The sequence below is a fragment of the Nonlabens ulvanivorans genome (assembly GCF_000732625.1).
GTDB lineage: Bacteria > Bacteroidota > Bacteroidia > Flavobacteriales > Flavobacteriaceae > Nonlabens > Nonlabens ulvanivorans.
In genome coordinates this window covers 841,854-865,463 of the sequence record NZ_JPJI01000032.1, presented here as the reverse complement: position 1 = coordinate 865,463, position 23,610 = coordinate 841,854, and the positions used below count along the sequence as shown (strand labels likewise).

16 protein-coding genes are annotated in these 23,610 nt (G+C 36.1%); 8 read left to right on the top strand and 8 right to left on the bottom strand.

Going from position 1 to position 23,610, the window contains the following annotated elements:
- Positions 1-104: 104 nt before the first annotated feature.
- Positions 105-638 (top strand): hypothetical protein, encoded by a 534-nt coding sequence (locus IL45_RS11035; RefSeq protein ID WP_036583846.1) that lies wholly within the window; start codon positions 105-107, stop codon positions 636-638.
- Between the two features lie 28 nt (positions 639-666).
- Here the strand turns inward: IL45_RS11035 and IL45_RS11030 are convergent, their stop codons facing one another.
- Complete coding sequence (locus IL45_RS11030) at positions 667-972, bottom strand: hypothetical protein (protein WP_036583843.1); 306 nt, start codon at positions 970-972, stop codon at positions 667-669.
- Positions 972-1,955 carry a polyprenyl synthetase family protein gene (locus IL45_RS11025; protein ID WP_036583840.1) on the bottom strand — a complete coding sequence of 328 codons (984 nt, stop codon included), beginning with the start codon at positions 1,953-1,955 and terminating at the stop codon, positions 972-974. The genes IL45_RS11030 and IL45_RS11025 overlap by 1 nt, the downstream gene beginning before the upstream one ends.
- Before the next feature lie 139 nt (positions 1,956-2,094).
- Between IL45_RS11025 and IL45_RS11020 the strand changes: the two genes are divergently transcribed.
- Genes IL45_RS11020 through IL45_RS11005 form a run of 4 tightly spaced genes read left to right on the top strand, consistent with a single transcriptional unit; the run spans position 2,095 to position 8,765 of the window.
- A complete protein-coding gene (locus IL45_RS11020) occupies positions 2,095-2,709 on the top strand; it encodes a TetR/AcrR family transcriptional regulator (RefSeq protein ID WP_036583837.1) in 615 nt (204 codons plus the stop codon).
- On the top strand, positions 2,710-4,080 hold the full coding sequence (locus IL45_RS11015; RefSeq protein ID WP_036583835.1) for a TolC family protein: 1,371 nt from the start codon (positions 2,710-2,712) through the stop codon (positions 4,078-4,080). It begins immediately after the preceding gene.
- 24 nt (positions 4,081-4,104) lie between these two features.
- A complete protein-coding gene (locus IL45_RS11010) occupies positions 4,105-5,262 on the top strand; it encodes an efflux RND transporter periplasmic adaptor subunit (RefSeq protein WP_036583832.1) in 1,158 nt (385 codons plus the stop codon).
- Between the two features lie 2 nt (positions 5,263-5,264).
- The gene (locus tag IL45_RS11005) at positions 5,265-8,765 is read left to right on the top strand and encodes an efflux RND transporter permease subunit (RefSeq protein ID WP_036583829.1); all 3,501 of its coding nucleotides are present in this window, start codon (positions 5,265-5,267) and stop codon (positions 8,763-8,765) included.
- Positions 8,766-9,103: 338 nt separating this feature from the next.
- Here the strand turns inward: IL45_RS11005 and IL45_RS11000 are convergent, their stop codons facing one another.
- The 3 genes from IL45_RS11000 to IL45_RS10990 form a co-directional block, all read right to left on the bottom strand.
- Positions 9,104-11,365: an inorganic phosphate transporter gene (locus tag IL45_RS11000; RefSeq protein WP_036583827.1), complete on the bottom strand. Its 2,262-nt coding sequence runs from the start codon at positions 11,363-11,365 to the stop codon at positions 9,104-9,106.
- A gap of 198 nt (positions 11,366-11,563) precedes the next feature.
- Positions 11,564-12,727 (bottom strand): hypothetical protein, encoded by a 1,164-nt coding sequence (locus IL45_RS10995; protein ID WP_036585290.1) that lies wholly within the window; start codon positions 12,725-12,727, stop codon positions 11,564-11,566.
- A 154-nt stretch (positions 12,728-12,881) separates the two neighbouring features.
- Positions 12,882-15,659, bottom strand: a complete 2,778-nt coding sequence (locus tag IL45_RS10990; protein WP_036583825.1) for a TonB-dependent receptor — start codon at positions 15,657-15,659, stop codon at positions 12,882-12,884.
- A 158-nt stretch (positions 15,660-15,817) separates the two neighbouring features.
- On the opposite strand from IL45_RS10990, the gene dgt reads away from it, so the two are divergent.
- The gene (dgt, locus tag IL45_RS10985) at positions 15,818-17,152 is read left to right on the top strand and encodes a dGTP triphosphohydrolase (RefSeq protein ID WP_036583822.1); all 1,335 of its coding nucleotides are present in this window, start codon (positions 15,818-15,820) and stop codon (positions 17,150-17,152) included.
- A 34-nt stretch (positions 17,153-17,186) separates the two neighbouring features.
- Positions 17,187-20,024 carry a T9SS type A sorting domain-containing protein gene (locus tag IL45_RS10980; RefSeq protein WP_036583820.1) on the top strand — a complete coding sequence of 946 codons (2,838 nt, stop codon included), beginning with the start codon at positions 17,187-17,189 and terminating at the stop codon, positions 20,022-20,024.
- Here the strand turns inward: IL45_RS10980 and IL45_RS10975 are convergent.
- Together IL45_RS10975 and IL45_RS14830 are read right to left on the bottom strand one after the other, a co-directional pair.
- On the bottom strand, positions 20,014-21,783 hold the full coding sequence (locus IL45_RS10975) for a 1-deoxy-D-xylulose-5-phosphate synthase (protein ID WP_036583818.1): 1,770 nt from the start codon (positions 21,781-21,783) through the stop codon (positions 20,014-20,016). The genes IL45_RS10980 and IL45_RS10975 overlap by 11 nt on opposite strands.
- Positions 21,784-21,832: 49 nt before the next feature.
- On the bottom strand, positions 21,833-22,771 hold the full coding sequence (locus IL45_RS14830) for an energy transducer TonB (RefSeq protein ID WP_051788716.1): 939 nt from the start codon (positions 22,769-22,771) through the stop codon (positions 21,833-21,835).
- 136 nt (positions 22,772-22,907) lie between these two features.
- On the opposite strand from IL45_RS14830, the gene IL45_RS10965 reads away from it, so the two are divergent.
- Positions 22,908-23,357: a nucleoside deaminase gene (locus IL45_RS10965; RefSeq protein WP_036583816.1), complete on the top strand. Its 450-nt coding sequence runs from the start codon at positions 22,908-22,910 to the stop codon at positions 23,355-23,357.
- A 3-nt stretch (positions 23,358-23,360) separates the two neighbouring features.
- Here the strand turns inward: IL45_RS10965 and IL45_RS10960 are convergent, their stop codons facing one another.
- The gene (locus IL45_RS10960; protein WP_036583815.1) at positions 23,361-23,594 is read right to left on the bottom strand and encodes a hypothetical protein; all 234 of its coding nucleotides are present in this window, start codon (positions 23,592-23,594) and stop codon (positions 23,361-23,363) included.
- Positions 23,595-23,610 lie beyond the last annotated feature (16 nt).

Genomic DNA, 23,610 nt, shown 5'->3' with positions numbered 1-23,610 from the left:
AATTCTCCTTTTTATCAAATGTAAGAGCAAAAATAAAGAAAAGTGCTCGGATGACATCGACTTTTGTATATTTATAACTATTGAATTTGCTAAAAAACAGCATTATGAAAAACACATCTACCCTATCAATTACGATATTCTTAGTTTGCAGCCTATTTTTTTATCAATCTAATGGCCAACAAGATAAAGAAGGCTCTAATTTTTGGAATAATGTAAGATTTGGAGGAAACGTAGGTGCCAACTTTGGTAATAATTTTACATCAATTTTAATTGCTCCACAAGCTATTTATCAAGTAAACAATACGGTAGGACTAGGTGTAGGTCTCAATTACAGTTACTCTGAAAGGGATTTAAACAGATTTGATGATTTTAAATCAACGGTAGCTGGTGGTAGCTTGATTGCTATCGCTTCTCCTATAGACTATCTACAAGTTAGTGCTGATTTTGAATATCTAAATGTAAATAGAAACTTTGCAGATGCTAGTTTTGATGATAATTACTGGATTCCGGCATTGTTTTTAGGCGCAGGTTATCGACAAGGTAACTTTGTGATAGGTGCTCGATATGATGTCCTATATGATAACGAGCGCAGTATATATAATAATGGGATTCAACCTTTTGTAAGAGTATTGTTTTAAAGACACGCTTTCGCGAAAGCGTCATAATTTACTGCCTCAATCTAAACTGAATCTTAATCCATTCTCGATTTATAAATCCTAGAATGATGCCGTGTTGCAAATGGCGTTCTTGAACATCTGCTAGATAGTAGAGTTGTTGTAGTTTAGGATTTGAGTCTTCTATAGCTTCACTAAGTAACGAAGCTAGCTCCATGAGAAACTCTTTAGGATTATTTTCTTCTATGGCCTCAAATCCAGATCGCTCCAGATCCTTATTTACCTGATTTTTATAAATCGTAAACACATGATGTCTAGACTCTAACTTTTCTTGTATTTGTGGTAGTAAATCACTCATTAACTAACACGACTCATTAAATCAAGTGAAAAAGCAATAAGCTGCTTTTTAGAGTCATCGCTTATAGCTAGTTGCTCTATAATATTAAGTGCTTTATCTGTATAAGTTTTTATGGCGTCTTGAGTTGCAACAGCACCACCGCTTTCTTCAAAAAATACTTTTACCGTTTCTTTTTTTGTTTCAATTTGCTCTTCATTCATCTCTTGATAATCCATAGCAAACCATTCTTTAAGCTCAGTAGCACAACCTTCATCTTCAATACTCTTTAGATACAAATAAGTCTTTTTATTCTCTCTTATATCACCACCTACTTCCTTACCAAAGGTTTCTGGATTACCAAAGGCATCTAAATAATCATCCATCAACTGGAACGCGAGTCCCAAATTAATTCCATAATCATAAATCAGTTCCTGTTCCTTTTTATCTACTCCTGCGATAATCGCTCCCATTTGTAATGCGCAACCTACCAGAACAGAAGTTTTTAATTTAATCATGTTGATGTATTCTGGTATTGTTACATCATCTCTTGTTTCAAAATCTACATCATATTGCTGTCCTTCACAGACTTCAAGCGCGGTCTTTGAAAAAACCTGATTCAACTCATAAAAAGTTTCAGGATCATAAGAATTAAATAACTGGTAAGCCATAATTAACATTGCATCACCAGATAAAATACCTGTATTTACATCCCATTTGACATGTACCGTTTCTTTACCACGACGCAAGTCTGCAGCATCCATAATATCATCATGCAATAAAGTAAAGTTGTGAAATACCTCTACCGCAATAGCAGCATCCATAGCCTTATCAATGCTCGCACCATACATCTGTGCACTCATAAGAGTCAGTAGTGGTCGCAGCCGCTTACCACCTAATTGTAATATATAGTGTACTGGATCATATAAAGATACAGGCTCTTGTGCGGTAACTCTAGATGTTAACGCTTCTAGAAAGACAGTTCTTAATTGGGACATTTCATTCATATGGTAAAAGTAATCATACCTAAAGGATAAGAAAAGAATCTTTTACCTACAGGTTATGTTAAACAATTGTAAAACTTTGGAAACTCTAATCGTTTTTAAAGTTTCCGCTGTTTATATTTGCAGCTGCTTAAATTAGAATATGACCGATATTAAAACTGAGATATTACAAAAATCTACTGAGATGTTCTTAGACCTAGGGTTTAAGAGTGTGACCATGGATGATATATCTTCAGAAATGGGTATGAGTAAAAAAACACTTTATAGTTACTTTAAAAATAAGGAAGAACTCATCACAGAGGTGACTCTTGCTATATCTAACACTATTTGTGGCGGCATAGATAACATATGCAGCACATCAACTAACCCGATTGAAGAGCTCTATGATATCAAAAAAATGGTATTAACATCTCTTAAAGGTGATAAATCATCACCTATTCATCAATTACAACGTTACTATCCACGTGTACATCAAAAGGTAACTGCTATACAGTTTGAGTATATGAAGGAATGCGTTAATAAAAATCTAGAAATAGGTATAGAGCAAGGTTTATATCGTGATAATCTAGATAAGGACTTTGTTTCTAGAATCTACTATGTAGGCTTACAAGGCATTAAGGACTTACACCTTTTTCCTAATACTCAATTTCCAGTTCAAAAACTTCATGACCACTATTTAGAGTATCACTTGCGTGGTATCGTAACTCCAGCAGGACGTAAAATTCTCAACCTAATCACTAACACAAATCACGATTAAATGCCCTTAAAAATTAAAATAACATTATTGCTTTTTGGTCTCGCTTTCGCGAAAGCGTACAGCCAAGAAACTACACCATCCAGCTATAGCTTATCCTTGGAACAGGCTATCGAGCACGGATTAGAAAACAACTATCAATCTATTAATGCTAAACGCGATGTTGCTAAAGCTTTAAAACAAAAATGGGAAACCACAGCAACAGGTCTACCACAAATCAATGGTGCTATTGATTATCAAAACCAATTGAAGCAACCGGTAACACCTTTACCAGCAGAACTTGCCGGTGGTACTCCTGGCACCTTTATACCTGTGGTTTTTGGACCTAGACAAAACATGACTTTAACAGCTACATTAACCCAATTGATTTTTGACGGTTCATATATCGTTGCTTTAGAGGCTTCTAAAACCTTTCTAGATTTTTCTGAAAACGCAAATAACAAGACAAAACTAGAAGTCAGAAAAGGAATCATCAATGCTTATGGCGGTGTTTTACTCACGGAAGAAAACATAGACATTATCACTAAAAATCGCAATACGCTTGAAAAAAACTTAAATGAGACTACTAAAATCTTTGAAAATGGACTTGCCGAAGAAGAAGATGTTGAACAATTACAGATCACACTATCTCAACTAGATAATCAATTGAATAGTGCAAAGAGACAACGAGAGATTGCGCTAGACATGTTAAAACTAGCGTTAGGTATAGAACTTTCAACTCCTGTTACACTAACAGATGATCTTGAAGCATTAACCATGCGCAATATTGATCCTTCTGTAACTGAGGAATCTTTAGAAATGGATAAATCGGTAGATTACCAGATTGCTTATAATTACACGCAACAACGACGCTTAGAACACAAACTAGAACTAGCAAAAGGGTTACCTACAGTGAGCGGTTTTATCAATTATGGAACCCAATCTTTTGATAGTGATTTTTCATTTTTCAATAGCAATCAACCATGGTATCAACAATCGGTAGCAGGTGTTAGTATTAACGTACCTATTTTCAGCTCTTTTGGTAGAAAAGCAGCACAGGACCGTACTAAAATAGCATGGGATCAAGCCGAGACTGATTTACAACGCACCATGGAAGAAATACGTCTTAACTATGCTACTGCAGTAAACAATTATCAAACAGCGATTGATAATTATACCACTAGCAAAGATAATCTAGCACTGGCAGAACGTATTGAGAACAAAAACACCATAAAATTCAGAGAAGGAATCGCCACTAGTTTTGACCTAAGACAGGCACAAACTCAATTATACAGCACACAAGCAGAGTATCTGAATAGTATGTATCAAGTAATTACAGAAAAAGCAAACCTGGAAACCATACTTAACCTACCCAATTACACAACCAAAAACTAAATTTCACCACTGAACATTCTTATCATGAAAAAAATATTAATCATACTTACAACAGCACTTATCGTTTCTTGTGGTGGTAAATCTCCTTCTATAGACGAGCTACTAGCGCAAGGTGATGAAAAAGCAATCGCAGCAAAGAAGACAGAGCTAAATAATCAAAAAGCGTCTATCGACGAAACTCTAAAAAAAATACAAGATTATCAAAACGAGCATGGTGATAAGCCTATCAATACACAGGTAAGTACGATGATTGTAAAAGACACTCTATTTGATCATTTTATAGAACTTCAAGGTAGTGTTGACACTAAACAAAACATCACCATAATGCCAGAGATGTCTGGATTGTTAACGCAGGTATATGTAAAAGAAGGACAGAAGGTTGTCGCTGGGCAAATTCTTGCTAAAATAGATGATGGAGGATTATCACAACAGATTCAACAAATGCAAGTACAAGAACAGCTTGCTAAGACCACTTTTGAGCGTCAAAAAAGATTATGGGATCAAAACATAGGTTCTGAAATCCAATTTTTGCAGGCAAAAGCTAATTATGAAGGACAAAGTAAAGCTATAAGTTCTATGCAACGTACTTTATCTAAAACTACCGTTAGAGCTCCTTTTGCTGGTACTATAGATGATGTCATTACAGAGCAAGGTAATGTGGTAAGTCCTGGTATGACTGCCTTATTCAGATTAGTTTCTTTGAAAGATATGTACATCAATGTTGATGTACCAGAAACGTATATTACATCAATTAAAAAAGGTACTGAAGTAACGGTAGAATTCCCTGTATTATCTGAAAAAACAGAAAGTACGATTAGACAGACCAGTAGTTACATTAATCCTGCAAATCGTTCATTTTCTATTGAGATTCCTGTAGATAACAAAACAGGAAATATTAAGCCTAATCTTACTGCAAGATTGAAAATTAATGACTACACCTCTGAAAACGCTATTCTAGTACCATTGAGTGTCATCAGTGAAAATCAAGAAGGTGAACAATATGTAATGATTGTTAATGAGTCTGAAGATGGAGTACAAGCGATAAGACGTAAAGTAACTACAGGTAAAGCTAGCGGTGACCTAATAGAAATAACTGAAGGGCTTAAAATAGGTGATCAAGTAATTACTGAAGGTGCACGTACCGTAAGAGAAGGACAATTAATAGACATTAAAAACTCTTAATCATGGCTACTAAAAAGAAAAGTGATAAAGAGTTTAAACTCTCCTCATGGGCTATAGACAACTCTACAGTTGTTTATGTAATGATGGCTATTATATTCTTCCTAGGTTTAAGTGCATACAATAATATGCCTAGAGAAGATTTCCCTGAAATAAAGGAAACTAAAATTTATATCTCAAGTGTATGGCCTGGTAACACGGCTGAAGATGTTGAAAGATTAATAACAGATCCATTAGAAGATAAATTAAAAAATATCTCTGGTGTCACCGAGACAGAATCGACTTCTCAAGAAGACTACTCGATTATCATTGTTGAATTTGATGAGGATATTGAAGTAGAGACGGCAAAACAACTAGTAAAAGATGAAGTAGACTCTGAAAGTGCTGGAGAAGACTGGCCTACATTTAATAACAAGCCTGTTACTCCTAATGTTTTTAATCTGACCTTAAGTGAGGAAATGCCTATAATGAATATCAACATTAAAGGTGATTATACAGTTAGAAAATTAAAAACCTATGCAGAGTACCTTGAGGATGAGATAGAAGATATAGAGCAAATTAAGCAGGTTGATATCCGTGGTGCTCAAGATCTAGAAGTTGAAATAGCAGTAGACATCTATAAAATGACTGCGGCACAAATCAGTTTTGATGACATCTTGAATACGGTACGTGGTGGAAATGCAACTGTTAGTGCTGGTAATTTAAAATCTAGCGGTCAACGTCGCACCATAAGAATTGTAGGAGAGATTAGCGACCCTAAAGAATTAGAAAATTTTGTTATCAAGAATGAGAATGGGCCTATTTACATAAGAGATGTTGCAACGATTACGTTTAAAGAAGAAGATAAAAACACTTTTGCGCGTGAGTATGGTGACCAAGTAGTGATGCTAGATGTAAAAAAACGTTCTGGTAAAAACATGATTGTTGCGGCAGATGCTATTAGAGAAATAGTTAAAGAATCTCAAGAATCTGGTGCTTTACCAGCCGATCTTGATATAACAATCGCAAATGATCTTTCTTCAAAGACATTGAATCAGGTAGATGATTTAGTTAATAATATCATTTTCGGTATTTTACTAGTAGTAGGTGTTTTAATGTTCTTTTTAGGATTTAGAAACGCACTATTTGTAGGGTTTGCAATACCTATGTCCATGTTCATGTCTTTTGCAATCATTAGCTTTTTTGGATACACCTTAAATACGATGATTCTTTTTGCCATGATTATGGGATTAGGAATGCTAGTCGACAATGGTATTGTAGTAGTTGAGAATGTATATCGATTGATGGATGAAGAAGGCATGTCTCGTATTGAGGCGGCTAAAAAAGGTGTTGGTGAGATTGCCATACCTATTATCATCTCCACACTCACCACCGTAGCAGCCTTTGTACCATTAGGTTTATGGCCTGGATTGATGGGGCAATTCATGATTTATTTTCCTATAACTTTATCTATAGTTTTAGGTAGTTCCTTATTTGTTGCCATTTTCTTTAATTCAATGTTGGTTTCAAAATTTATGGAGATTGAAGACCGTAATCTAAGTGTAAAACAACTGCTATACCTGACGGCTATTATGGGAACCTTAGGGATATTTATTCTTATAGTCGGTGGACCTGTTAGAGGTTTAGGTAGTGTTATGGTATTAACAGTTATTCTTTTCTGGTTATACAAATACCTTATCAAACCATTAACACGTGGATTCCAAAAAACATTTCTTGCTTGGTTGGATAAAGTCTATGAAAACTTTTTAAAATTTGCCTTGAGCGGTATAAAACCTTATCTCTTTATAGGCGGTATGTTCATCATGTTTGTGGCTGTTTTAATGGCTTTCGGTAGCTCCATAGGATCTGGTAGGACAAAGATTGAGTTCTTCCCAGATAATAAGCCTAATCAGATTATAGTCTATGTAGAATATCCACAAGGAACTGCCATAGAAAAAACAAATCAGATTACTAAAGAAATTGAATCTCGTGTATTTGAAATTATTAATGCAGAGGAATATATGGAAGGTGATCGTAACTTTTTAGTAGAAAGTGCCGTGTCACAGGTAGGAATGGGCGCAGGAAATCCTCAAACTGATGGTGGAAGTGCTGCAGAAATGCCACATAAAGGTAAAATCACTGCAAGTATGCGTGAGTACAAATTCCGTAATGGAAAAGATAGCGAGGTGCTGCGCAAAAAAGTTCAAGAAGCACTAGCTGGTGTCTATCCAGGTGTATCTATTTCTGTAGAAAAAGATGCCGCCGGACCACCACAAGGCTATCCTGTAAACATCGAACTTGAAGGAAATGATTATGGTGAACTTATTGTAACAGCAGAGCAAATGGTGAAATTCCTTAACGCTCGTAACGTGGCTGGTGTAGACCAATTAAAAGTTGACGTTAACAGAAGTAAACCTTCTATGCTAGTGAGTGTCGATCGTGAAAAAGCAGGTGAACTAGGAGTTAGCAATAGTCAGGTAGGTATGCAATTGCGTCGTGCTGTCTTCGGAGAAAAAGCCGGAATTTATAAAAATGAAGGTGAAGACTATGATATCAATATCCGTTTTAATGAAGAGCAACGTTATGATCGCAGCGCTATTTTTAATCAACGTATCACTTTTAGAGACATGGCAACAGGACAGATTAAGGAAGTACCTGTAAGTGCTATTGCACAGCAAAAAAACACCTCTAGCTTCAGTGCTATAAAGCATAAAGATGCAAAACGTGTAGTAACCGTATATTCTGCTTTAAAACCAGGTTTTACTGATGCTGGTGCCGTTGTAGCAGACATCCAAAACGAGATGTTAGATTTTGAGACACCTGAGGATATTAAAATAGATTATACCGGTCAAATTGAAGAGCAAAATAAAGAAATGACCTTTTTAATGAGTGCTTTATTTGGTGGATTATTTTTAATCTTCCTTATTCTTATTTTTCAATTCGGTTCTATTTCCAAACCTACTATAATCATGGTGGCAATTTTCTTAAGTTTCATAGGTGTATTCTTAGGTCTTATCGTTACAGGTGATTCTTTTGTCATATTAATGACTATGATGGGAATCATATCACTAGCTGGGATTGTTGTAAATAACGGTGTGGTACTGATCGATTATATAGACATACTTAAACTGCGCCGCAGAGAACAACTAGACCTAGAAGATGATGACATCATTAGTAAAGAAGACATGTTTAATGCTATCGTAAAAGGTGGTAAAGCACGTTTAAGACCTGTAATATTGACGGCTATAACAACTGTGCTAGGACTTATACCGCTAGCGATAGGTTTAAACATCAACTTTTTTACATTATTTAGCGAGTTTGACCCTAAGATATTTGTCGGTGGAGACAATGTAATTTTCTGGGGACCACTTGCCTGGACCGTGATATACGGATTGATATTTGCCACTTTCTTAACCTTAGTAATTGTACCGGTATTATTGTACATGGTTCACCGTATAAAACTTAGATGGAGAAGATTTAGATCTCCTAAAACTGTTAAAGTGCAAGAACATATAGAAGCAGCCTAGTTTATCCCTATAAAACTGGTTGTTAATAGAGCCCTTTTCTTTATTGAAAAGGGCTTTTTTGTGTCATTGCTTAAGCTACTAATGACTTGGATAGAATGCAATTACATTCCGTTTTTCAGATCATAAATAACATGTTTATTTAAAGAAGACAAATGCTCTAAACCTGATGCAAACAACTCTTTTAGCTACTCATGTTACGCTTTCGCGAAAGCGTACTCCAATTTACCTTACCGCATAGAAAAGCTATTGTAGTAGGTGAAAGTGATTGTTATTTCTTGATGAAACAAAAAATCCTGCCTTTTACAAGGCAGGATTTTTTATGATAGACACGATACGTTTTAGTCTTCAAAACGTTTTGCGTCATACTCTGTATAATAGCGCTCTACTACATTCATCGCGGCATTCATGAGGTCGCGAGTTTCTAATAAAAGACCAAAGTATAAGGTCGTATTTTTAGGAGAGTTCTCAGTATCCTTTGTACGCTTTACTTGCTTATCAATCTTTTGATCAATTAGCCCTAGAAGCTCTTGTTTTAAAGTGATGATTTCAGCCAGTTTACCAAAGTCCTTTTTAGTAAAAATGGTTTGAGATACCGCAAATACTTCGTGACTTCTCAATATAATCTCTTTAAGATCTTTAATTTGAGTAAACTTTAAGCTCTTATGATTGTTATCGATGTGTGTCGTTGCAGATTTTGAAATATAATCTAGTGATTGTGATATATCCTGCAAGTTTCCTAGTACTTCAATATAGAACTTAGATGCACCTAGGTGTTGTTCATCTAGATTACGAATTAAATAAAAGATGTTATTGCGCAATCCATCAATCTCGCCACTTAACTTATTAGCCTCTTTCTTTGAGGATTTTAAGATATTTAAATCCTGTGATATTAATCCATCTAGTGTGTTTTTATAAATACGCTTAGAACGTTTGAAAACCGCAGCAACATTTTCTGAACTTTCATCAATGATACCTTGAATGGTATTGCTCTCAGCCTTTTTAAGCTCTTCTGTTTCTTTTTCTACCAGTTGACTATTCTTATGATTTACAAAGCTGCGTACTAATAAGACAATGGCTACTACAACTAGACCTAGTATAGCATAGAATCCACCATAATAAATAATCAACGCAAATACTGCAGCCGCTGTAAAGGCACTAAATGCAGTGAAAAACCATCCACCTATTACATTAAGTACACCTGCAATACGATACACAGCACTTTCTGTTCCCCATGCTCGATCTGCTAGTGATGTTCCCATAGCAACCATAAATGTCACATAGGTAGTTGATAATGGTAATTTAAAAGAAGTGGCAATCGATATTAATATACTAGCTACCATAAGGTTAACACTTGCTCTCACATAATCAAAGGCAGGCTTATCAGCATGCTTAGGCACTACTGCTGGCTCTGGTAATTTTTCGAATCTAGAAGCAATATAATTAGTAGCTTTTTCAGGTAGAATATGCTGTATAGCCTCGGCAGCGTTAAGTGAGTAACGTACTAAAATTCTAGAAAGAGCATTAGATTGAAAACGTTCTGTACCACTATCTTGTCTTGCAAGATCTACTGATGTTTTTACAACGGCTTGTGCTTTTGAAGAAAACCACAAAGTAACCACCATAATAACTCCAGCAAGTACTAATAACCATTTATTTGATGGAAGTTTTTCCCCTAATGCTGCCATACCATAAGCTGTAGCGTCTACTCCACTACCACTCCAGGCTTCCCATGCTTGATAAGCACCTATAGGCACACCGATAAAGTTAACGAGGTCATTCCCAGCAAATGCCATTGCAAGTCCAAAAGTCCCTAGAATAATAATTAACTTATAGATATCCCATTTCATCACATATACATAGAGATAACTGAACAACATCCAAAATACCGTTGCCCATCCCACTAAAGTATATACATCTAGGCCATTTAAAAAGCTCGTTAAACCGCCTAAATCTGCTCCTTTTAAACCTTTAACAATGATAAAGTAAAACAAACTCGTTAAAGATAACCCACCAAAGAATCCAGCCAGATAAGCAGGCCTTTTAGGGTAATTAAAAGTAAGCATCAATCTAGATAAAAACTGTACTAGAGCACCTATCGTAAAGGCAACCACTACTGATAGTAAAATCCCTAGAATAATTTCTATGGCCTTATCACTAGCAATATATTTACCTAAATCAAGAATTGTTTCTCCAGTCTCGCCTTCTCCATAAATTTTAATTAAAGACATACAGACAGCGGCACCTAATAGTTCAAACACAATAGAAACTGTGGTGGAGGTTGGTAATCCCATGGAATTGAAAAAATCCAACAACAATATATCTGTGATCATCACGGCCATAAAAATGATCATCACCTCATCAAAATAAAACTCGCTAGGCACAAAAATCCCTTTACGCGCGACTTCCATCATACCACTAGAGGACAATGCTCCTACTGCGATACCTATACTGGCTATAATCATTATGGTTTTAAAGCTTATCGCTTTAGAACCTATAGCACTGTTTAAAAAGTTTACTGCATCATTACTTACTCCTACGACTAAGTCAGTGATGGCAAGGCCGGCAAGTATAACCAGCATATAAACATAAATATCTCCCATTTGAGGCTAATTTAAGAGTGCAAAAATCATACTTTATTAGTTACTGTACGTTACCTAAGTGTTATAAATTCATCTCACTTGTAAGATTCCGCTTTCGCGAAAGCGTATATTATTAAAACCTAAAGAACATAACCTAGTTTCATAAAAAAAGCCACTCTATTGAGTGGCTTTTTCTTATAATAAGTAAAAGACTTTTAATTACAGTCCAGTAGTCCATCCTTGAGCCCATGCAGGAACCGCAGTTCCACTACCTGCACCTGTAGCTGTAGCATTTTCAGTAATTACCGCATTCGGGTATGTTGCGATTACATCAGCGCGAGTTGAAAAATCAGTCCCATCAACATTCATTAATGCATCTGTAGTAGTAATAGCTACGTTTGTGAAAATTAACTCAGAACCTGCTGCAAAGAATGCAGTAGTTGCTGCGTCATCAATTTCTATCGATTCATTATGACCGACTAAAACTATGTTATCAAAATCACCTTTAGTTCCACGACGAATTTTAAGACCATCATCTTCAGTTCCATCTCCGTTACCAACACCAGTCAAATTTGTTATAGTAGGACTAGAGATAGGAGTAGCATTGTTGTCTGCTTCTAAGTTATCAGCTTCAATAATTCTATGTCCTCTACCAGAAGTAAGATCTGCATACCAGAAAGAACCTGCACCTTGCCATCCTTCAGTCCAGTCAAAAGCATCATCTGTTGGATTATTAACTACTAAGTGATTTGCAGTTACATTACCACCAAAAAACTCAAAACCATCATCATTACCTTCAAATACTTGTACATAATCGACAGTTGTACCACTACCAACACCAAAGAAAGAAACTCCATTAAATTCTTTTGAAGAATTAAAAGTAGCTCCTGCATATTCAACTCTTAAATAACGGATAGAACCACTAGAATCTGTAGTCTCAGTACCACCGTAAGTTAAACCAGAAACCTCTGCAGTTACACTTCCACCTTTATTAGAAGGTGCTTTACCACACAATACAAGTCCACCCCAATCTCCGGCAGTTTTTGTTGCTAAACCAGATGTCATCACAACTGGATTAGTTGCTGTTCCTTGAACATCTATTAAACCACCTTGAGCAATCGCAATATAAGAAGAGGTACCACCTACTGCCTCTATAACGGTTCCAGCAGGAATCTCTAATTCCACACCATCTTCAATAACTACAGCCCCTGTTAATTTATAAGTTAACCCAGCATCAAGTCTTATAACACCTGCTTCAGTAAAAGTACCCTGAAAATCATTTGCATCAACAGTTATAGCAGTATCACCACCTGTTGTGTCATCATCACTACATGAAACTGTCAAAGCAGCAACTGCAAGCATAGATATGAATAATTTTTTCATCATTTAAAGTTTTAATTATTGTTGTTTAATTCTTGACAAAGAAACAAACACAACGTTAAGATGGTGTATTTCTAATTTTAAATAACTATTAATTGAAAATGCATAAAAAAAGGGCTCAGATTCCTCTGAGCCCTTTAAATTAGTGTAGTAGTTATTAAAATTTGAATGTTAAGCCTAGGTTAACATCGATTCCTCTTTGAAACTCTAAGACATTCACATCACCGATTGCTGTATCCTCTTGAAATCTTGAAACTGTAGGGTTAGTTAAATTTTTTGCAGATAAACTAATACCAAATTTTTTAGAAAGATTAGTTTTTAAGATGAAATCCAATGTTCCCACTGCTTCATCAAATTGATTTCCTAAATCATTATTTGTTCCAATAGCATATAACCTTTCACTGTAATAATTATAAGATAAAGTTGCTAACACACTTTTATCATTATCGAACTCTCTCAAATAAGAAATATCACCATTAACAAGGATAGGAGAAGCGCCAGTTAATTGGCCTTCTTCATTAGTAAATTCTACATTTAAATCAGTTTCCTCACGTATTTTCTCTTCGTCAAAATCCTGGACTGTGTATAAATAGGAAACATTGGCGCCAAATGAAAGCTTCTCTTCTAAATCATTTTCTTCACCGGATATCTCTCTTTTAAAAATATTTTTTCTCGCCTCTAGCTCTAGACCAACAGCATATGCACTTTCTCCTGAATTCACATATGAAAAGTCATTAGTTGAAGAAGCTACAACTAATTTGTTGATAGGATCTTGAATCAATTTACCAAATCCAGTTACCGCAATCACCTCATCGTCTTTCGGAAATATCTCCCATTTAACATCTAAATTATAATCTGTAGAAATAGAAAGGTCAGGATTACCAAATTCAATATTTTCATTTTCATCTTCAATTGGGAAAGGCGCTCTTTCTCTAAATTGAGGCAAAGTATAAGTTTTAGACGCACCAAATCTTAAATTTTGTTTTTCATTAAGTGCATACTTTGCGACAAGGCTAGGCAAGATTTGAAATGTATCAAAGTTAGTCTCTCCATTCGGTAATAAAATGGTATTATACTCCAGAGCTTGGTCAATATATTCAGCTCTCAATCCACCTTTTAAAAATAATTTTTCAGTCAATTGATATGAAGCTCCTATAAATCCAGCATGAATTGTTTGATCACCATTATAAGTTTGAGGCACTAATGCATTAGGTGATTGTATACCACCATTAAAAGTTGATATACTATAATCACCAGAGGCAAAATTAGCTTGATTAAAGTAATTATCTAAATTATTTGGATCTACGATACGATTATTAATTATTCTAAAATTAAACTGAGTAGCCTGAAAATCAACTGTTCTCATACGAGCACTATAACCACCAAATAATTTCCCTTTGTATTGCATGTCACCGTATTCATCTTCTTTACCTCCTATTTTATATTCCAAAGAAGCATTGGCTGCAATCTCATTATCTTCTATTTCTTGGAAAAACCTATGGTTAGTTGCAGACACATCATTATTGAAAATAAAGTCAGAACTACCTTCACTCGCAGGTTGTAAGTAGTTTTTCATACGATCTGGCGTATCATTTTTAACAATATTATAAGCAAGTCCCCATTTTAAATCTAGCCTATCGGATAAATCATGACTCCCTAATAATTGATTAATTAACAATGTTGTTCTATCAAAATTTGAACGACGTATAAAAGCATTTTCATCTGCAACATCAACTTCTCTACCTAAAGATTCTCTATGATTTTGACTTGTATCGTTAATCAATAAAAAATTATAAGTAATATTATTTGCACTATTTATCTGATACCCCATATTTAATATACCAGTAGTGTTCGTGCCGTATGAAAAATCTTCGTACTCAAAATCTTTATTAGCGAAACCTTGTTTGGTTACACTAGACTTAAATGCACCATTAATATATCTAAAGCTATTGTCATGGCTAATATTTGCAAAAACCCCTAATTTACCATCTTCTCCGATACTAAATCTCTTTCCTGCTCTAATACCAAAACTTAACCCTAAAGGTGTATTAGTTGATTGAGGATTCCAACTAGTTGGAAAATTGTAGCTCCCTAAAGGATTACTAGGAATATCAGTGTCATAAAAACCAGTTCTTCCTGGTCCATCCTGTAATCTAAAATTATCCTCACCCATTGCAGCTGAATTATATTTACTTCCAACTGTAACTTCAAACATACCTTTGCCGTTATAATTTTTAGTAACAATATCAATATTTGCCCCAGCAAACTCAGCATAACTTTCTACATTCATTACTTTATCAATAGATACAGACTGTACTATGTCTGTACTAAATATTCCCAGCTCAATGTTTTTGTAAAAAGGATTATTAGAAGGTAACGGCAATCCATTCAAAGAAGTAAAATTATACCGATCTCCTAAACCTCTAACATAGACATCACTACTTCCTTCTTGTTTAGAAACTCCCGTCGTTTTTGAGACAGCCGCTGCAACATCTCCTGCACCTTTACGTGACATTTCTTGTGCGCCAATCTCTTGTTTTATTTCAACAGCTTGCTGTTGTTCCTTGAGCAAGACCTCTTCTTTTTCTCTACTAATTTGAACAGTAATTACTATATCATCTAAAGCCGCTGCTTCTGCAGTCATAGGAATTGTAAGATCTGTTTTATTACCAGCCACAACTGTTACAGGTGTTTCAACCGTTTGCATCCCAACAAAGGTTACAATCAATGTGTAAGTGCCCGGAGAGATGGAAATGGTAAACTTACCGTCCATATCAGATTGAGCTCCTTTTGAAGTACCTTTTACTTGTATTGATGCAAATGCTACTGGCTCATCATTATAATCCTTATCAATAATTGTCCCGGCAATAGTTCCGTTTTGCGCTGACGCTAAGGCAGTTACGAAAAATAATAAAATAAAAACTAACTTGTTCATTACGTGTTATTTATATTTTGCAAATAAACAGCAGTAAACGACGCAAACAGGTTATGTGAACATTAACTATCTGCATAGGAATTGTTAAGAAATGGTAAATCTTTATAGGCCTGTTTTTATGGTTTAGCCTTCTTATATTGCAGCCCTAAAGCATCATCATGAATTGGGAAAACCTACTATCCTTAAAAAGACACGGCGACACAGCACCTAGACCTAGAAAATTACAAGATGAATTACGACTAGGTTTTGAAGTAGACTATGACCGAGTGATATTCTCACAACATTTCCGTAGTCTGCAAGATAAAACACAGGTCATCCCATTAAGCCAGACTGGCTTTGTACACACTAGATTAACGCACAGTCTAGAAGTATCTGTAGTAGGTCGTTCCTTAGGTCGTATGGCCGGACAACGCATATTAGAAAAGCACCCATCATTAGTAGAAGCAGGATATAAAATGCAGGATTTTGGTGCCATCGTTGCCGCTGCATCATTAGCGCATGATATCGGTAATCCACCATTCGGTCATAGTGGAGAGAATGCTATAGGTAGTTACTTCTCAAGTGGTAAAGGAAAGGTTTTTATGGATTCGCTTTCGCGAAAGCAACAACAAGACCTCATCGATTATGAAGGAAACGCAAATGGATACCGACTACTTAATCTAGATTCTCCAGGAACTCCTGGCGGCTTAAGATTGTCGTATGCCACTTTAGGCGCTTTTACAAAATACCCTAAAGAATCTTTACCATTAAAGCCGACTAATCACATATCCCAAAAGAAATTTGGTGTTTTTCAAGCAGATCTAGAACACTTTAAAGATGTCGCTCAAGAGTTAGGAATTAAAAATAATGACTCTAGCATGGAACCATACATGCGTCATCCACTCACCTATCTGGTTGAAGCTGCAGATGATATTTGCTACACTATCATAGACTTTGAAGACGGAATTAATCTAGGTTGGATTCCTGAAGATTTTGCTTTGGAATACCTAATTAATTTGGTGCGCAAGAATATTAAGTCAGAAGTCTACTCACAATTAACCTCTACCGCAGAAAGATTAACCTACCTAAGGTCACTAGCTATCAATAACCTGATTACTGATTGTGTAGATGTATTTATGAATAATGAAGAAACAATTCTTAATGGCACTTATAAACATGCCCTAACTGATAAGTCCCAGTTCAAACCACAAATAGATGATATTCTTGCGATTACTATAGAAAAGGTATATCGTAATGAAGAAGTGATCCAAAAAGAAATCGCTGGCTATAAAATATTGACAGATATACTGCATGCGGTAATCACAGCAACTGTAAATGATCTAGAAGATAATAAATCGATTTATGATAAACTTATTTTGAACACTTGCTCTGGATTGCAAAAAAACACGTCATCGCTATATGAGCGTATCTTAAATGCGTGTGGTTATGTGGCTTCATTAACTGATAGTAGAGCACTACAACTCTTCAGTGTTATCAATGGATCTATTAAATAAAGAGCTTTTTGTATCTTTAAAAATATAATTTTTTATGAAAAAGTATATTCTACTATCTGTAATTGCTGTGACTACGATAATTACAGTCTTATTTGTAATTAACTCTACAACAGAAGACTTGAGCGAGATCGCTCTTAAAAGACAACAGCACAAAGAATTTCTAGACAATAGTCCATTTAAAGACACAAGAAATCTTTCTAAAGAGAAACGTAAGAAATTAAGCTTACCACCTAATGCTTATAATGAGAGAGAATGGGAACTAACCATGAATCCTACATTAGGAATTCCTACTCCTTTTTTAGTAGAATCTACGACTCCTAGTTTATATACAACACTAGGTGCGCCAGGTAATAATACCACACCATGGCAAGAAAGAGGCCCGTTAAATACTGGTGGTAGAACGCGTGTGGTGTTTTTTGACCCTACTGATGTAGGAGCAAATAATGGTGATGGCGTCGATTACAATCGTGTTTTTGCCGGTGGCGTTGGTGGCGGACTATGGATCAATAATGACATCACTAGCGCAACATCAACATGGACAATTATACCAGGTATCGCAGGTGACTTAAGCGTTAACGCATATGCATTAGACCCTAATGACTCATCCACCTTTTATATAGGTACAGGAGAACAATATGCACAAGGCGCTGCAATAGGTAATGGTGTCTATAAAACTACAGATGGTGGCTCTACTTGGTCTCAAGTTAACATACAACCAGCAGGATCAGGTACCGTAAGTGGCGGTGGCTCTTTATTTAAGTCAGGATTATTTACCGTTAATGATATTGCGATAAGAGACGTTAATGGTACTAGTGAAATCTATGTAGGTGTAGGCTCTACTTTTTATGCCGCACCTAATGGTAATATCGCTAATCCTTCAAATATTCTGGGAGCTCAAAACGCTGGATTATATCGCAGTGTAGATGATGGAGCAACATGGACACGTATTGAAAATCCTGCTTTATCATTTAGTTTTTCCGGACTCACCTTTTATGTATCGCCTAACGATTTTGAAATAGGAGCAGACAATACCTTATTTATGGGATCAATCGCTTCTCCAGGTATAGGTCAAGGTGGCGGAAGAATCTATTCTAGTACTGATGGAACTAACTGGACACTCGATCAATTTATAGCCTCTACAGATCGTGTTGAGCTTGCCACTTCTCCTACAAACGCTAATCTTATTTATGCAGCAGTTGATGCCGCAGCTGGAGCAGATTTATACATCTCAACAGACAAGTTAACTACAATTACTGCCTTAAATGAACCTAATGATGCAGATAACAGCATCTCTGCAACAGATTTTACTAGAGGACAAGCTTTTTATGATTTAGTAATTGAAACTGATCCTACAAATGACCAAATCATCTATGCTGGTGGAATCGATTTACATAGATCTGCAAACGGTGGAAATAATTGGAATCAAATTTCAAAATGGTCAGAAAACCCTAACCTTAATGGATTAAATGTCCCTTTTATTCATGCAGATGTACATGCTTTAACCTTTAGACCAGGACTGAATAATGAAGCAATTATTGGGTCTGATGGTGGTGTATCATATGCCAACTCATTGAGTGGCGCATTATCATCGCCTAACGCGATAGCAAATAGAAATAACGGTTATAATGTGACACAATTCTATTATGGAGATATTGCAGACACTGATGTTGCAGATGGTGATGACTTTGCCGGTGGAACTCAAGATAACGGCTCACAACTTACTAATGATGCACCAGCCAATGGATTGACACCATTCTTTGATCCTATAGGTGGTGACGGAGCTTACACTAACATTGACAAAGACGGTAATTATGTAGTCTTATCAGTTACTGGACAAACACACCTTTATGCAGATTATCCAATTCCTCCAGGCAGCACGATTAACTCACTATTCGGGACTGGTAGCCTATATGCTATCTCTCAAGGTAGTGGTGGTGATTTTATTAACGTCGCAGAACTAGATGAAAATCTAGATGTGTTTTTTGCAAACGGCGCTACCTTTAATGGGGCAAACGGCATATTAGTTTGTGCATTAGGACCTAATGCTGCAAGCTGCAATACAATTACCAATGCTTTGATAAGTTCTTCAAGACCTACTGCAATGAAGGTTTCTCCTTTTACCATTACATCGACCAAATTATTTTTAGGAACGATAGATTCTAGACTAATAATGGTTGATAATGCCAACACAGCATCTCCTGTTTGGACAGAAATTACAGGATCTCAATTTTTAGGTTCAGTGTCTGACATAGAATTTGGTGCCACAGAGCAAGAGATTTTAATCACCATGCATAATTACGGAGTAGACAGCGTATGGTATAGTACAGATGGTGGTACTACATGGGCCAGTAAAGAAGGTAATCTACCAGATATACCCGTAAAAGCCATTCTTAAAAACCCATTACTGGCAGAAGAAGTGATCATAGGAACGGAAGAAGGAATTTATGTTACAGGTGATTTCAATAGCGTAAGCCCAACATGGACCCAAACTAATAACGGTATGACTAGTGTAAAGGTGGTTGACCTAGATTTAAGAGTTAGTGATAACACTATACTAGCCTCTACACATGGGCGTGGAATGTTTACAGGACAATTCAATACTCTAGGGTTTGAAGAGTCACAAATCTCTCAAAATAATATAAAACTCTTCCCGACTATAAATAATGGAACGATCAACTTAGTTTCAGGCACAGCTTTAGATAACGCTCAGGTGACTATTTACAATTTAAGTGGTCAAGAAGTTTACAATGAAATGATGAATCTATCTAGTCAGCAACAAAGCATATCATTAACTCAGCCTGCAAGTGGTATTTATATTGTGAATATCAAATCAGGCAGTTACGACCAAAGCTTAAAAATGATTATCGAGTAGATAAATCACTGATTAAATTATATACGGTCTCACTATCAATTCCAGCTATTTTATGCAGGTCTTTTGTGGGGCCATGTTGTATAAATACATCTGGGATTCCTAGTTTATAGATGTTGTTTTTATACGCTTTCGCGGAAGCGTAATCTACTACCATACTGCCTAATCCACCTATAATGGTTCCATCTTCTATAGTGATAATGTGCTCGTGCTGCTCAAAAATATCATCTAACATATCGTGGTCAAACGGTTTTAAGAAACGCATATCTACATGAGTGACATCAAGTTCTTCATCACTGATTAAATCATCTATCATTGCTCCTATAGAACCTATAGAAAGAACAGCGATCTTAGTACCTAAATGAATCACACGAGACTGACCAATTGGTAGTTTCTGAAAAGGTTGTTGCCAGTTCAATATACGACCACGACCACGAGGATACCTGATCGCTATAGGTAACTCAAGACCTAATTGCGCGGTATACATCATATTCCTTAACTCGATGGCATCCATAGGCGCAGCAATAATTAAATCTGGAATACAATTTAAATAAGCAAGATCAAAATTACCATGGTGAGTCGCTCCATCCTGACCTACTAAACCTGCACGATCCAGACAGAAAACAACAGGTAATTTTTGTAATGCTACATCATGAATAACTTGATCATAGGCGCGTTGTAAAAAAGTAGAATAAATATTACAAAAAGGAACTAATCCTTGTGTAGCCATTCCTGCCGCAAGTGTTACGGCGTGCTGCTCTGCAATTCCGACATCAAATGCACGATCAGGCATAGCATTCATCATGATCTTCATGGAACTTCCAGTAGGCATGGCTGGCGTGATCCCTATGATATTCTCGTTTTGCTCAGCAAGTTCTACAATGGTATTTCCAAAAACTTCTTGAAACTTAGGTGGCAATAAACTCGTATCTGCTGGTGTGATATCACCTGTAATTTTATCAAATTTACCGGGCGCGTGATAGCGTACTTGATCAATTTCTGCCTGTTTGAGACCTTTCCCTTTGGTGGTTCTTACGTGGAGTAATCGTGGACCTTTAAGAGATTTTTGTCTTTTTAGTTCTTTTAATAAAAGTGGTAAGTCATGCCCATCGATAGGACCAGAATAATCAAAATTTAACGATTCAAATATATTATCGCGACCTGTTTCTTTACCAGATTTGGTCTTAGTAAGGTAATCTTTTAATGCGCCTACGGCAGGATCTATTCCGATAGCATTATCGTTGAGAATCACCAATAAATCTGCATCGCTTACTCCTGCATGATTGAGCGCTTCAAATGCCATACCGCTGGCAATACTAGCATCACCTACTACAGCAATGTGTTTTCTGTCGATTCCTCTCAACTGGCTAGCCATCGCCATTCCTAGCGCAGCACTGATAGAAGTAGAACTGTGACCTACTCCAAAGGTGTCATAAACACTTTCATCTCTTTTAGGAAATCCAGAGATACCGTTCAAGTCTCTGTTCGTACGAAAAACATCTCGCCTACCTGTCAATATTTTATGGCCATAAGCCTGATGACCTACATCCCAAACCAGTAAATCTTCTGGCGTATCAAACACATAGTGTAACGCAATGGTGAGCTCGACAACTCCTAGACTTGCACCTAAATGACCTTCTTTAGTAGCTACTACCTCAATAATAAAATCGCGCAATTCTTGAGCAATTTGCGGTAACTCATTTTCATCTAGACCTTTTAAGTCGGCAGGTGAGTTGATTTGAGAAAGTAGTGTTTGAGACATTCCTCAAAGGTAAGATGAAAACTAATTTTTTGTTGAGTTGATGTGCTGATTATTTAATTTCAAATATTATCGGTAAGGAATATATTACTGTTGTTACTTCTCCATTTTGTTTTCCTGGTATGAAATCTGGTAATAGAGCAAGAACTCTTCTTGTTTCTTTTTCTAACTGATCTTGTGGAGCTCTAACTTTCACATCTACTATTTTTCCTTTTTCATTTATCGAGAATTGTGTGGTTATCTTTTGTCTTCCTTCTAAGTTTACACAAACAGAAGTGTTAAAATGCCGGTCAACATGCTCATTTATTTTACTTTGAAAATATTTCCTAGACTCTTCTTCACTTAATTCAAATGGAGTTTCTGGAAACTGAGGCACTTTCTCAACAATAGCAAAAGGAACTTCTGGAATCTCTGGAATATCCCAACCTATTCCACCTTGAACCTCTATAATTTCTCCTACTATAGGTGGTGGTGGCGGAATAGGTAATTTTCCAACTACAGGAATTATGTCTTCTACTGGTTGCTGCTGAGTGGAATCTATTGCCGATTTACATGAACTAGGATCCATAGGTGGCCTATGTAATCCTCCTGTAATAGGAATATCATCAATCGATTGTCCTAAAGAATCCACAACCTCAACCTGATCAATCTTTACTTTATTACCATAATCATCCTTACAGCTCATCAAACTTGTTCCCATCACAATCAACAATGCCAGTAAAAAAGAACGATGTCCTAATCGGTATGTACTTAAAGCTTGAACCGGAATTTTTATATGAATCAAATCTAACTGAGATTTTTTAATATGTCCACAGAGCTTCTGACCTTGATTCATTTTTAAAAAATCTTTAATCTGGTAATCGCTCATTATGGTAAAATCAATCACTGTTTTATCACAAGAACTACAGTGTCTTCCTTTAACGCTAGGTGTCATTTGGTTCCAATCTTCATGACATGGCTCTGGAATGCGCAATGAATAATACTTTCCCATAATTGGTGAATTAAGGTTTTCTTAACATCAAGATTCTTGCCATAAAAATGTCTCTTCAAGTTCCCATTTGTAGATGATTTAATATTAATCACACCCAAATTGATTTTGATTTTGATTTTAGTTTTATTTTTAAACCATGATAGAGCCTTACGACCACGAGTATTTTATGAAAAAAGCGTTACAAGAAGCGCAAACTGCCTTAGATCGTGGTGAAATTCCCGTTGGTGCTGTAATCGTTACTCAAAATCGCATTATTGCCAAAGGTCACAACCTTACAGAAACGTTGACTGACGTTACCGCACATGCAGAGATGCAAGCCATTACCGCTGGAGCAAGTTTTTTAGGAGGTAAATACTTAAAAGATTGCACACTTTACGTCACACTAGAACCTTGCCAGATGTGCGCTGGTGCTCTTTACTGGTCTCAAATATCAAATATAGTGTACGGAGCGAGCGATGAACATAGAGGTTATCTTAAAATGGGAACACAGTTACATCCTAAAACCAAGGTCGTTTCGGGAATTCTAGAAGAAGAATGTAGTGCAATAATAAATGAATTTTTTGCTAGAAAAAGAAGCTTGAATTAAGGCCTATTCTTCCTCATCATCATCTCTCAAAGCATCTGGATTCCAGATGAATGATTTCAATTTCTTGTCTTTATAGCGCACGATTAAAAAACCAGGCATTACTATAAAAAACAAAGTCATCACAGCGGCACCTATCGTCTTTTGTGCTAGCGCATAATCACCGCCATTATACAGATTATAAAAACCTATAATTAAGGTAATGATGACTCCTATTAATAGTATGCTTATAATTTTCATTAAAACTTTTCACTAA

What these genes read in the sequence shown, in the direction of transcription:
- IL45_RS10975 (WP_036583818.1), bottom strand. Translation starts at nt 21,783, where the DNA reads ATGTCTCAAACACTACTTTCTCAAATCAACTCACCTGCCGACTTAAAA.
- IL45_RS11035 (WP_036583846.1), top strand. Translation starts at nt 105, where the DNA reads ATGAAAAACACATCTACCCTATCAATTACGATATTCTTAGTTTGCAGC.
- IL45_RS11025 (WP_036583840.1), bottom strand. Translation starts at nt 1,955, where the DNA reads ATGAATGAAATGTCCCAATTAAGAACTGTCTTTCTAGAAGCGTTAACA.
- IL45_RS11015 (WP_036583835.1), top strand. Translation starts at nt 2,710, where the DNA reads ATGCCCTTAAAAATTAAAATAACATTATTGCTTTTTGGTCTCGCTTTC.
- IL45_RS14830 (WP_051788716.1), bottom strand. Translation starts at nt 22,771, where the DNA reads ATGGGAAAGTATTATTCATTGCGCATTCCAGAGCCATGTCATGAAGAT.
- IL45_RS10980 (WP_036583820.1), top strand. Translation starts at nt 17,187, where the DNA reads ATGAAAAAGTATATTCTACTATCTGTAATTGCTGTGACTACGATAATT.
- IL45_RS10990 (WP_036583825.1), bottom strand. Translation starts at nt 15,659, where the DNA reads ATGAACAAGTTAGTTTTTATTTTATTATTTTTCGTAACTGCCTTAGCG.
- IL45_RS11010 (WP_036583832.1), top strand. Translation starts at nt 4,105, where the DNA reads ATGAAAAAAATATTAATCATACTTACAACAGCACTTATCGTTTCTTGT.
- IL45_RS11005 (WP_036583829.1), top strand. Translation starts at nt 5,265, where the DNA reads ATGGCTACTAAAAAGAAAAGTGATAAAGAGTTTAAACTCTCCTCATGG.
- IL45_RS10960 (WP_036583815.1), bottom strand. Translation starts at nt 23,594, where the DNA reads ATGAAAATTATAAGCATACTATTAATAGGAGTCATCATTACCTTAATT.
- IL45_RS11030 (WP_036583843.1), bottom strand. Translation starts at nt 972, where the DNA reads ATGAGTGATTTACTACCACAAATACAAGAAAAGTTAGAGTCTAGACAT.
- IL45_RS10995 (WP_036585290.1), bottom strand. Translation starts at nt 12,727, where the DNA reads ATGAAAAAATTATTCATATCTATGCTTGCAGTTGCTGCTTTGACAGTT.
- IL45_RS11000 (WP_036583827.1), bottom strand. Translation starts at nt 11,365, where the DNA reads ATGGGAGATATTTATGTTTATATGCTGGTTATACTTGCCGGCCTTGCC.
- IL45_RS10965 (WP_036583816.1), top strand. Translation starts at nt 22,908, where the DNA reads ATGATAGAGCCTTACGACCACGAGTATTTTATGAAAAAAGCGTTACAA.
- IL45_RS11020 (WP_036583837.1), top strand. Translation starts at nt 2,095, where the DNA reads ATGACCGATATTAAAACTGAGATATTACAAAAATCTACTGAGATGTTC.
- dgt (WP_036583822.1), top strand. Translation starts at nt 15,818, where the DNA reads ATGAATTGGGAAAACCTACTATCCTTAAAAAGACACGGCGACACAGCA.